The sequence below is a fragment of the Mycobacterium sp. 050134 genome (assembly GCF_036409085.1).
Classification (GTDB): Bacteria; Actinomycetota; Actinomycetes; order Mycobacteriales; family Mycobacteriaceae; genus Mycobacterium.
Window position 1 is genome coordinate 12,323 of record NZ_JAZGLV010000026.1, and the last position, 10,262, is coordinate 22,584.

General features: G+C 70.5%; 9 protein-coding genes. 2 read left to right on the top strand and 7 right to left on the bottom strand.

What is annotated here, in order from left to right:
* Nucleotides 1-5 precede the first annotated feature (5 nt).
* From alsS to SKC42_RS23815, 6 genes are all read right to left on the bottom strand, one after another.
* Nucleotides 6-1,688 carry an acetolactate synthase AlsS gene (alsS, locus tag SKC42_RS23790; RefSeq protein WP_330966695.1) on the bottom strand — a complete coding sequence of 561 codons (1,683 nt, stop codon included), beginning with the start codon at nucleotides 1,686-1,688 and terminating at the stop codon, nucleotides 6-8.
* Nucleotides 1,689-1,713: 25 nt separating this feature from the next.
* Nucleotides 1,714-3,237: an FAD-dependent monooxygenase gene (locus tag SKC42_RS23795; RefSeq protein ID WP_330966696.1), complete on the bottom strand. Its 1,524-nt coding sequence runs from the start codon at nucleotides 3,235-3,237 to the stop codon at nucleotides 1,714-1,716.
* Nucleotides 3,230-3,865, bottom strand: a complete 636-nt coding sequence (locus tag SKC42_RS23800; protein WP_330966697.1) for a TetR/AcrR family transcriptional regulator — start codon at nucleotides 3,863-3,865, stop codon at nucleotides 3,230-3,232. The genes SKC42_RS23795 and SKC42_RS23800 overlap by 8 nt, the downstream gene beginning before the upstream one ends.
* A gap of 56 nt (nucleotides 3,866-3,921) precedes the next feature.
* Nucleotides 3,922-5,082: an AAA family ATPase gene (locus SKC42_RS23805; RefSeq protein ID WP_330966698.1), complete on the bottom strand. Its 1,161-nt coding sequence runs from the start codon at nucleotides 5,080-5,082 to the stop codon at nucleotides 3,922-3,924.
* A gap of 13 nt (nucleotides 5,083-5,095) precedes the next feature.
* Nucleotides 5,096-6,688, bottom strand: a complete 1,593-nt coding sequence (locus SKC42_RS23810) for a Na+/H+ antiporter (RefSeq protein WP_330966699.1) — start codon at nucleotides 6,686-6,688, stop codon at nucleotides 5,096-5,098.
* A 142-nt stretch (nucleotides 6,689-6,830) separates the two neighbouring features.
* A complete protein-coding gene (locus SKC42_RS23815; protein WP_330966700.1) occupies nucleotides 6,831-7,916 on the bottom strand; it encodes a DUF5685 family protein in 1,086 nt (361 codons plus the stop codon).
* A 108-nt stretch (nucleotides 7,917-8,024) separates the two neighbouring features.
* Between SKC42_RS23815 and SKC42_RS23820 the strand changes: the two genes are divergently transcribed.
* Nucleotides 8,025-8,459, top strand: a complete 435-nt coding sequence (locus tag SKC42_RS23820) for a protease inhibitor I42 family protein (RefSeq protein ID WP_330966701.1) — start codon at nucleotides 8,025-8,027, stop codon at nucleotides 8,457-8,459.
* Between the two features lie 32 nt (nucleotides 8,460-8,491).
* Nucleotides 8,492-8,971, top strand: a complete 480-nt coding sequence (locus SKC42_RS23825) for a hypothetical protein (protein WP_330966702.1) — start codon at nucleotides 8,492-8,494, stop codon at nucleotides 8,969-8,971.
* Here SKC42_RS23825 and SKC42_RS23830 read toward each other — a convergent pair.
* Nucleotides 8,961-10,229, bottom strand: a complete 1,269-nt coding sequence (locus SKC42_RS23830) for an alpha/beta hydrolase (protein ID WP_330966703.1) — start codon at nucleotides 10,227-10,229, stop codon at nucleotides 8,961-8,963. The two genes, SKC42_RS23825 and SKC42_RS23830, sit on opposite strands and share 11 nt — an antisense overlap.
* Between the last annotated feature and the right edge of the window lie 33 nt (nucleotides 10,230-10,262).

Consider the following 10,262-nt stretch of genomic DNA (forward strand, 5'->3'; position numbering starts at 1 on the left):
GATCCTCATTCGAAGGGGTCGTCGTGCAGGTGGGCGGCCAGGTCGGTGTTGCGGCTGTAGTCTACTGCGACGTCGATCAGCGAGGGCCCGTCTTCGGCCAGCGCCTTTCGCAGGGTCGCGCTGAATTCGTCGAGGGTCTGCACGCGATAGCCCCGCGCGCCGAAAGCGGCGGCGTAGGAGACGATGTCGTAGTCGGCGAGTTGCACGCCGGACTTGCGGCCGTACTTGAGAACCTCCTGGAAGCCGACCATGTCGTAGCTGTTGTCGCGGAAGATCACGTGTGTGAACGTCAGGCCGAGCCGGGTCGCCGTTGCGAGTTCCTGGGCGGAGAACAGGAATCCGCCGTCTCCGGAGACGGACACTACGGGGGTGCCGGGACGCACCAGGCAGGCGGCCATCGCCCAGGGCAACGCGACGCCCAGGGTCTGTTGGCCGTTGGAGAACAGCAGCCTCCTGGGTTCGTAGACGCGGAAGTGGCGTGCCATGTAGATGTACACCGAGCCGATGTCGCATGCGACGGTGGCGGTGTCGTCGAGTGCGTCGCGCAACCGCAGTACGACGGCCACCGGATCGAGGCCGGGGCCCTCGGGCGGGTGATTGCGCGCGGTGTCGAGCATGTCCGCCAACGCGTTTCGTTGCGTGGCGATCTCTTTCTGGTAGTCCTCCCTGAGGGTGAGCCCGATCAGGATGTCGGTCAACCCCGTGAGCGTGGCGGCGACGCTGCCGAGCAATTCCAGCGCCGGCTGGTAGTGGTTGTCGACGTCGGCCGGGAGCGAGTCGATGTGCACGACGGTGCGTTCGGCGTCGTTGTTCCACAACTCCGGGTCGTACTCGACGGCGTCGTAGCCGATCGTGACCAGCACGTCGGCCTGGCTGACGATGATGTCGCCGGGCTGGTTGCGAAAGAGGCCGACCCGGCCCAGGAAGTTGGCCTCCAGCGCGCGGGAGATGACCCCGGCCGCCTGGAAGGTCTCGACCACGGGCAGCCCGGTGGCGGCGACGAGGGAGCGCAGCGCCTGGCAGCTGTCGCGGTCGGCGCCCCGCATGCCGACGAGCAGGGCGGGGCGGCGCGCGGCGCGAATCAGCTCTCCGGCCTTGGCGATTGCGGGCGTGGGCGCGGACGCCAGCGGGGGGATCGGCAGCCGGGCGGTGATGCCCGCCGTGGTGGGGGCGGCGAGGACGTCGGCCGGCAGCACCACCGCGGCGGCCCCGCGCGGCTCGCCGGCCGCGGCGCGGAAGGCGCCCACGGTGGCCTCGGCGGCGTTGTCGGGATCGTTGATCTCGCCGGTGAACTTGGTGACCGTCCTGAGCAGGGCCGCCGCATCCATCGACTGATGGGTGCGCTTGAGCCGGTCCTCGCGGCGCACGGCCCCGCACAGCGCGACCACGGGGTCCTGTTCGGTGTTGGCGGTCAGTAGGCCGGTGGCCAGGTTCGCGGTGCCGGGCCCGGACGTCGCCAGCACCACGCCCGGGATGCCGGTCAGGCGGCCGACCGCCCCGGCCATGAATGCGGCGTTCTGCTCGTGGCGGCACACCACCAGCTGCGGGCCAGAGTCGGCCAGGGCGTCGTAGACGGCGTCGATCTTGGCGCCGGGCACGCCGAAGACGTACTCGACACCCTGCGCCGTGAGCACGTCGACGATCCTCTGCGCGCTACGTACGGGTTCGTCGCGGCTGGTGGGGGCCATCCGGCCAGTCTGGCCGATTGCGGCGCTACGCGCCCACCTCGGCTCCCCACCAGCGTCGCAGCGCCGCTCGCAGGCCGGCTTTCTGTTCCGGGCCGATGGCGTCGGCCGCCCAGGCGACGTATCCGTCGGGCCGGATCAGCAGCGCCGCGGCGGGCGGGTCGGCGGCGCTCGCGGTGACGACGTCGACCCGGTCCGCCCAGCCCCGCGCCGTGGTCCCGACGCCGGCGCCGAGGTCGAGCAGGACTGGACGCGCGTCGCGCAGCAGTTCGGCGAGCCGTCGGCCGTCGGCCAGGGTCAGCTCGGGAGCCGGCCATCCCGACAGCCGGTGATCGTCACCGACGTCGTACCGCACGTCGGAGCCGGCGAGTAGCGCGGCCATGTGCTCGGCGGCGGCGGGCATGGTGAACAGCTCGCCCAGCAGCGTTCGCAGCGCGGTGATCTCGGCGCCGGGTGCCACGAGCGCGGTCTGGGCGAGCGAGTGCATCATCACGCGCTCGCCTACGGGGCGGCGCTCGGACTCGTAGGTGTCGAGCAGTCCCTCGGGCGCCTGGCCCGTGGTGTGGGCGGCGAGCTTCCAGCCCAGGTTTACGGCGTCCTGCAGGCCGAGGTTCAACCCGGGCCCACCCAGCGGGCTGTGCACGTGGGCGGCGTCACCGAGCAGCAACACCCGCCCGGCGCGGTAGCGGTCGGCGTGGCGGGTGTTCAGGTCGTCCATCCGGCGCAGGGCATGCGGCCCCGGCCCTTTGGGCTCCTCGAACGGGACATCGACGCCGAGCACCCGCCGCACGCTTTCGTGCAGCTCGGCCACGCTCATCGACCGGTCCTCCGTGGGAGGGCCGGACTCGATGGTGCCGAACATCGCTCGTTCCGGCTCGAGCGCGGCGTTGATCACCAGGCCGCGCTCGAACCGGTTGTGGCCAAACGGGATTCGCCCGAACCTCGGCACATCGATGCTGCCGTCCTCGCGGCGGATGTCCTCGGGCATGTACACGTGCGCGATGCGGGCGACCCGGGGCGACGTGGTGCCGGGAAAGCCGATGCCCACCGCCTTGCGGACCGGGCTGCGGCCACCGTCGGCGCCCACCAGGTGACCGGCCGCGATGTGGTACGCCCCTTCCGTCGACGACACCGTCAGGGCGACGAAATCGGGGTTCTGCCGCAAGTCCACGAGCTCGTGGCCCCAGCGCAAGTCGACACCCAGGTCGCGTGCCCGCTTTTCCAGCAGCCGCACCAGCCGGGGCTGGGGCAACAGCATCGCGTACATCGGGTTGTCGGGCACGGACGCGAAGTCCAGTGTCATGCCCGCGAAGATCCAACCGGACGACGGTCGGGGCGGTTCGGGGTCGCCCGTGAACGCCCGATACAGGCCCCGCATGTCCAGCATCCGAACCACCTGCCCCACAAGGCCGTTGGCCTTGGGTTCGGAGCTGGGGCCCGGCAGGGCGTCGAGCACCACGGGCCGGACGCCGGCCAGCGCCAGCTCGCATGCCAGCATCAACCCGTTGGGGCCGGCGCCGGAGATGACGATGCTGGCGTGTTCGTCAGCCATGACATGCCTCCTGGTTCTTGGCCGGCTCGGGTAGGCCGACGCTCACCGCGGCGAAGCCCTCGCGAATCAGGTCGGCGATCGCCACGGGCGGGTCGGCCCGCACGTACGCTTCCGCCGCCGCGTCGCCGACGGCCCGCACGACCGCCACGACGAGCCGCGGATACAGGTCGCGTTCCGGATCGGTGCCGGTGCGCTCCGCGATCACCTCCAGCCATTCGTCAAATAACTGCTCCGGCAACGCCTTACGCACCTGGGGGTTCATCAGGAGTTTGCGCGCTTCCACAAGCTCTCGGCGGCTGGGTATCAGGTCTTCGTCGCTCATGTCCTGTCGTAGTGGCTCGAGGGCGGCGTGGGTGATCGACGTCCACAGCGGTTCGTCCGCCGGACGCGCCCGCAGCGCGGCGAGGCTGCGGCGCATGCGCTCGGCCTGCCGGTAGGCCAGCGCCTCGTACTTGCCGGTGAAGTAATTGTTGAAGGTGCGCAACGACACCCCGGCCACGTTGGCGATGTCCTCGCGCGTGACGTTTTCCATCCCGTGTTCGAACGCCAACCGGAGTGCGGCGTCGCTGAGTGCGCGCCGGGTGTCAGCCTTCTTGCGTTCCCGCAATCCGGGTGGTTGATCGGCCATGCCACCACCATAGGGCAAAACTTGCACATCGGGCAAGATTGCATGGCGGGCAACTTCTAGCGCTTGCCCCAGTCCCAGGGGGGCGTGGTCAACAGCTCCTGGCCGGCCACGCGGGTCTCGCCCCACTCCTTGAACAGTTCGATCTCGGCGGCATCGCTCGTGGCGGCCTCGGTCAGCAGCGCGCGGGAGTGGGTGACCACCACGACCTGCGTCTGCTGGGCGGCGGCGCGGATCAGCGCGGCCAGCGGTCGCACGAGGCTCGGGTGCAGGGAGGTCTCGGGCTCGTTGAGGACCATCAGCGAGGGGGGTTCCGGGCTCAGCAGCGCGGCCGCCCAGAGTAGGAAACGCAGTGTGCCGTCGGACAATTCGGCGGAGCGGAGCGGGCGCAGCATGCCGCGCTGCCGCAGCTGGAGGTCGAAGAGCCCGTCGTTGACGGCGACGGAGACGGTCGCGCCGTCGAAAGCGTCGGCGACGATGCGGTGCAGGTCGTCGAGGCCGGCCTCGATGATCGTCTGGATGGCGGCGGCCACGTCGCTGCCATCGTCGGCGAGCACCGGGGTCCGGGTGCCGATCTGCGGGCGGCGCGCGGGCGCGCCCGCGTCCACGCGGAAGCCGTCGTAAAACCGCCAGCCGCGCAGCCGTGCGCGCACCGCCGCCAGTTCGGGCAGCGCCTGCGGGTGGGCGTACTCGGTGAGCACGCTGCGATACGACGGCAGGTTGCGGCACAGCTCGTCGAAGCCGCGACCGGATTCCGAGCTCACCTCGGCGTAATCGCGGGTCCGGCGCACCAGTGTGGTGGCGTTGCGCAGCACCGGCCCGGCGAACAGGGCCTCCCGCTTGATCTCCGGGTCGCGGGCGAACTCCGAGCCGGGGCCGGCCATCTGCGGAATGCCGAGATCCACGAGGTATCCGAAATCGTCTGCGGCGAAGCCCAATTCGAGCGACACCGGTCGGGTGCGGGCGGTGCCTTCGGTCTTGCCGGTGCGCCGGGCGCCGCTGGTCTGCTCGGGCCCGGCCCACAGCACCGACTGCAGGCCGCCCTCGCGTGCCAGCGAGCCGATCACCTCCCCGCGACCGCAATCGGCCAGCAGCCGCAGCGCCCGGTACAGCGACGACTTGCCGGCGCCGTTGGCGCCCGTGATGAGCGACAGCCGCCCCAGCGGCACGATCACCTCGCGCAGCGAGCGGTACCCGCGGATGGCGACCGTCTGCAACATGCGCTAGCCGCTATCAGTCACTGTCCGCCGCGTTGAGGAGCTGCACTTCCTCCAGATCCATCTCTTCCTGCAGCTCGCGCAGCACGATGTCGTCGATGAGGTTCTGGTTACGCAGGGTGGTGATTTCCCGGCGCTTGTACTCGAGCACGCCCAGCCGCACCCGCCGCACCTTCTCCTTGCCCTTGAGCAGCCGGTTGTCCGGTGAGTCGTTCTCGGTGGCGACGGCAACCGCGGCCTTCTCCTCGTATTCCTTCTGCAGCCGCCGGCGCAGCTCGTCGCTGATGCCCACTTCGTCGGCGACGGCGGGCAGCGCGTCCAGCGCGGCCTGAACGCCCCGCGTCCGGGCGAGCTGGAGCTCCTCGGTGTGGGCCACGTCTTCGGGGATGCGCGCCCAGCGCACCACGGCCGGCAGCGAGCTGCCCTGCACCAGCACGGTCACCAGGATCACGAACACGACGATGAAGATGAGCAGGCTGCGGTCCGGGAAAGGGGCACCGCTCAGCGTGGTCATCGGCACAGCCAGCGCGGCGGCCAGCGAAACGGCCCCGCGGAAGCCCGCCCAGACGGTGACGAACCGCATCCGCCAGTCGACGCGACGGGCGCGCTGGACCTCGCGGCGGTCGATGGCGCGCAGCAACATGGTGGTGAGCTCGCCCCAGAAGATCCGGGAGAGGATGACGACGGCGGTGACGGCGAGGGCGAGGAAGGCGGCGTGGGGCAGCCCGCCGTCGATATTGGACACCCCGCGCAGCGCGCCCGGTATCTGGACCCCGACGAACACCCACAGCGAGCCGTTGAGCAGGAACGTCGTGATGTCCCAGAATCCGTAGGCCTGCAGCCGGGAGCGCGCCCGGATCACGATCGGCCCGGCGTAGGCGAGCACCAGGGCCGACACCATGACGGCGACGACGCCGCTGCAGTCGAACGCCTGGGCCAGCAGGAACGCCGCGAACGGCGTCAACAGGCTCAGCGCGCCCTCCTCCTGCGGGGCATCGATCCGCTTGCGGACCAGGGTGGCGAGCGCGCCCACCAGCAGCCCGGCGGCGATGCCGCCGAGGTAGGAGACGACGAAGCGGATGGTGAGGTCGAACGGGGTGATCGCGGCCCCGCCGATGGCGACGTGGACGCTCACGGCGAACAGGACCAGCGCGGTGCCGTCGTTGATGAGACTCTCCGCCTTCAACACGGTCAGCGACCGGCGGGGCAGCTTCTTGGCGAGGCCGGCCACGGCCGCGGCGTCGGTGGGCGAGAGCACGGCGCCCAGGACCGCCGCCGCGTGCGACTCCATGCCGAGCGCCCGCGCCGTCCACGACACCGCGACCGCGGTGACGATGACCAGGGCCACGCTCAGGAAGACGATGATGCGCAGGTTCTTGCGGATCTCGCGGATGCTGACGCCCAGACCCTCCCAGTACAGGATGGCCGGCAGGAACAACAGCAGGACGATCTCACCGTTGACTTGCACGTGGGCGAACGCGGGGATCAGGCCCAGCAACGTGCCGAGCAGGATGAGCAGCACCGGTGGGCCGACGCGGTAGCGCCGGCCGATGACCGTCCCCAGGATGACGGTGGACACGAGCGAGACGATGAGGACGAGGCCGAACACCGAACCCATCCTGCCGGACCGGCTCGACCTGCGCGTCTTGGGGATTCGATCATGCCGGCGGTGCAGCGGCCACTCTGGCCCCAATGGCACCAATCTGGAGGGTGCTATGTGACCGCCGAAAGCGATAGCGGATGTGCTATCGCTACGTGCAATCGCAGCAGTCACCACACTCGCAACAGGCGTCGTCACAGCAGCAACAGTCGCAGGTGTCGCAGCAGCAGATGCAGGTGCTTCCGTCGCCGCCCCGCTTGCGGCCGCTCGGGCCGGGGTCCGGGGTTTCGCCCGCGGCACCCGGCTGGTCGGCGAAGTTGATCGGGTCCTGCTGGCCGCGCCGGGTCTTGCGGGCATTGGGGTCCTCGACGCCGCCCGGGTAACCGGCCCGCGTGAACGTGCGCGACATGGCGCGCCGGATCTCGCCCGTCAGCAACCGGTGGACGAGCCGCCGGTCGGTGAACTCGACCTCGGCGAGGGCCAACTCGACGCCCAATACCGCGTCGTCACACAGCGAGCGGACCGCCTCGACCGGGGTCGCCGTCGCCGCCACGGGGTTCCACTTGCCGCGCGCCACGTCGTCGCGGTAATCCTCGACCGCGTCGAGCAGGTGCGCCACCCGGCCGAACAGCAGACCCACCTCCCGCAGCGGCGCCTGGTTGCCGGGGCGGCCGGCCAGCACGGCGGTGTGCGCGAAGGCGGCGGCCACGGCGGTCTCGGTGGGCTCGGTCACCGCCAGCAACGGGCTGCCGGGGCGGGCCGCCGCCTCGAGGTCGGCCTGCCGGTCCATCGCCGCAACGAGCACGCCGGTGTCGAATCCCAGGCTCTGGCCGGCGTCGGCGCCCTGGCGGACCCAGCGCTCGGCGAGGCGGCGCGCCGCCGGCCGCACCGCGGCCACGCCCGCCACGCCGTCGCGGTCATCGACGTGGTCGCGGACCTTCGCCGCGGCCAGCGCCAGCGACACCACCGCGGCCAGCCGCACGCATTCGCCGGTCGCGACGTCGGCGCGGCGCATCGCGCGCAGCGGACACGGCCCGGCCCTCCGGCGGCTCGGGCCTCCGGTCGACTGCGCCTCGACCAGCAAGGAGACGACGAGCCCGTCGTAATTGGTGGCCACCCGCGCGGCCTGGCCGTAGTCGTCGCGGAGGGCGAGGCACAATCCGCACAACTGGGCCGTCCAAGCGGCCGCCAGCTCGCCGCCGAGGCGGTGCCGACAGGGCCGGATGATGCCGAACATGCACAGAAGTTACCCGACCGCCAGCAAACGCCGCGCCCAAACGGTGGCCCCTTGCGGGCCCGTCGGCCTGGAATATTAGGTTCTGAGCCGAACCGAAGGGGGACTCGCGTGAAGATCAGGCTGCTGGTGGCAGTCGTCCTACTCGCCTCGTCGACCGTGGCCGGCTGCCACTTCGCTTCCCGAAATCCGCCGTCGGACAAGATCCTGCAGGCCCCGATGGAGGATGTGCTCAAGCAGAGCGCGATCACCCAGAGCATCGACCTGACCGTTGGCAACACGCTGACCGTCAAGCTGGGCTCGAACTACACCACGCCGTATCGGTGGAAGCCCGACATGAAGATCGCCGAGCCGTCGGTGCTCAAGCAGGAGAGCCACGCATTCGTTCAGCCGACCACCGACGCGCTGGGCGCGCCCGGCACCGAGGTCTGGACGTTCACCGCGCAGAAGCCCGGCATCACGACCATCACCACGTCCTACGCCAGCATCGTCGGCAAAGACACCAAGCCGACGTGCATCTACACAGCGACCGTGACCGTGCGCTAGCAAACCTGGTCCGCGGCGGTTACGGTCGGGACGTGTTCGGATTCCTGCGCAACCTTTCCGAGATCGGCAAACTGCCCCCCGACCTCCGCGCGGAACTCGAGGCGGAGGGGATCCTCTTCACCGCCGGCAAGGTCGGGGTGAGCCGCCGCTTCAGCGGCCACGTGCCAGGCGTCTACTCGGCCGCGGGCGTCTCCCGCTATACGGGCGGGTTCGGGCTCAGCGCGGCGCGGGTCGTCGCCACCTTTCCCGCCCGCGGCGACGACAAGCTGCGGTCCGTCGACTGTCCCTGGGGGAGCTCCGAGGGCCCGGCGCGGGCGACGATCACCGGCAAGGGCTTGCAGATCGACATCGACCTCCGCGGGGTAGATCCCGCCTTCAGCGGATCGCTGAAGCTCAACTACCGCAAGCGCGTTCCCGACGAGGTTTTGCGGGAACTGCCCGCGACGTCGGTGCGGTACCGCGTGGAACCCTCTTTTGTGTACCTCGCGGCCGGGGTGCGCCCTAAGTCGTAGCCGTCTTGGCCGTGTAGACCTCGGCGAGGAACTGCTCGACGGCGACCGCCGTGTGCGCCGCCCGCGCCGAGCCGAAGATGTCGAAAGCGTGCTGCGCGTAAGGCAATTCGGCGTACGCGACGGGCTGATTGCTCACCTTGCGCAGCTCGCGGACGAAGGCGCGGGCCTGCTCCACCGGGACCAGCGAGTCGTTCTGGCCGTGCAGCACGAAGAACGGGGGAGCGTCCCGCGACACGTGGTTGATCGGCGACGCGTCGCGATAGACCTGCAGGTTTGTCGAGGGCCGTTGCTTCATCACCGATTTCACCAGCAGGCCCGGCATCATCGGGTGCATGGCGTCGTTGAACCGGGTGAAGTCGTAGACGCCGTAGAACGGCACCGCGGCCTGCACCCGCGTGTCAGCGTCCTCGAAGCCCGGCTGGAACTGTGCGACGTTGGGGGTGAGCGCCGCCAGCGAGGACAGGTGGCCGCCGGCCGAACCGCCGGTGATTGCGATGAAGTCGGTGTCGCCGCCGAAGTCGGCGATGTGGTGCTTGACCCACGCGAGGGCGCGCTTGACGTCGACGATGTGGTCGGGCCAGGTGTTGCGCGGGCTGTGCCGGTAGTTGATCGCCACGCAGATCCAGCCCAGCTCGGCGAGGTGGCTCATCAGTGGATGCGCCTGCCCGCGTTTGTTTCCCGTGGTCCAGGCCCCGCCGGGGATCTGGAAGAGCACCGGCGCCTTGCCGTTCGGCTCGAGGTCGGGGCGCCGCCAGATGTCCAGGTGGTTGGCGCTGCCGAATTCGCCGTAGCTGATGTTGGAATCGTGGGCGTAGTCGCCGTAGATCCGCAGCATGCGGAGCAACCCCGGCGTCTTGGCGGTGCCGGCACCCTGCGGCCGGCGCCACAGGTCCGCGGACTCGGTCCGGCGGTCGGGGCCGAGGGCGTCGTCGAGGGCCTGGTTGAGCGGGATGTTGGCCCGGTGGCCGGCGCGGCTGAAATTCATCAGCCCCAGCGCCGACGCGGCGGCGACCAGCCAGGCGAGCGCCCGCACCGGCCGGGTCAGGCGGCGGGCCGTCAGCGCCAGCCCGCCGAGCTGGCTCACCAGGGTCTGCAACGGCAACTCGGTGACCACCATGCCGAAGATCCACGAGAAGATCGACAGGTACCCGCTGCGGGCCAGCGGCCGGTAGGCGTTCAGCGTCGACATGGCGGTGACCGCCGTGACGCCGAGCGACCCGATCTGCCGGGCGAGGTGAAGCGTTCGGGCTCTCTGCATGCGGTCACCTTACGAGGCGGGGCGGACGCGGTT

Bases quoted from the DNA above. Each gene is read 5' to 3' on its own strand.
- alsS (WP_330966695.1), bottom strand. From the start codon at position 1,688: ATGGCCCCCACCAGCCGCGACGAACCCGTACGTAGCGCGCAGAGGATC.
- SKC42_RS23795 (WP_330966696.1), bottom strand. From the start codon at position 3,237: ATGGCTGACGAACACGCCAGCATCGTCATCTCCGGCGCCGGCCCCAAC.
- SKC42_RS23800 (WP_330966697.1), bottom strand. From the start codon at position 3,865: ATGGCCGATCAACCACCCGGATTGCGGGAACGCAAGAAGGCTGACACC.
- SKC42_RS23805 (WP_330966698.1), bottom strand. From the start codon at position 5,082: ATGTTGCAGACGGTCGCCATCCGCGGGTACCGCTCGCTGCGCGAGGTG.
- SKC42_RS23815 (WP_330966700.1), bottom strand. From the start codon at position 7,916: ATGTTCGGCATCATCCGGCCCTGTCGGCACCGCCTCGGCGGCGAGCTG.
- SKC42_RS23830 (WP_330966703.1), bottom strand. From the start codon at position 10,229: ATGCAGAGAGCCCGAACGCTTCACCTCGCCCGGCAGATCGGGTCGCTC.